Consider the following 356-nt stretch of genomic DNA (forward strand, 5'->3'; position numbering starts at 1 on the left):
CGAGGCGTTGCCCTGGGGGTCGAGGTCGATCAGGAGGACGGGCTGGCCGGTGGCGGCGACGGCCGTGGCGAGGTTCACCGCCGTGGTGGTCTTGCCGACGCCGCCCTTCTGGTTGGCGAGCGCAATGATGCGGGGCCGGGCGGCGGCGGGCGAGGCGTCAGGGGCTGCGTCGGGCACGCGCGACCTCGGTGAGACGGAGGATGGTGGCGGCAGGGTCGGTGCGGCTCGGGAACCGCTCGACGCGCATTGTCCAGAGGGGGGCGGCGGCGGTCAATTCGGCCTCCGCCGTGGCGCCCTTCGGCAGCAGCGCGGCGCCGCCGGGGGCGAGGTGGCGGGCGACCAGGGGCAGGAGGTCG

Annotated in this window: 1 protein-coding gene and 1 pseudogene; both read right to left on the reverse strand. The window is 76.4% G+C overall.

Translation table 11 applies throughout. The features are described from left to right. The coding region (locus tag ACTIFS_RS21740) for a ParA family protein (protein ID WP_439576211.1) at positions 1-177 on the reverse strand (177 nt) is incomplete at its 3' end. Beyond that, positions 158-356: pseudogene (locus tag ACTIFS_RS21745) on the reverse strand (16S rRNA (guanine(527)-N(7))-methyltransferase RsmG); the annotation flags it as partial. The pseudogene ACTIFS_RS21745 and the gene ACTIFS_RS21740, both read right to left, overlap by 20 nt.

Source organism: Phreatobacter sp. (genome assembly GCF_051860605.1).
Taxonomy (GTDB): domain Bacteria; phylum Pseudomonadota; class Alphaproteobacteria; order Rhizobiales; family Phreatobacteraceae; genus Phreatobacter.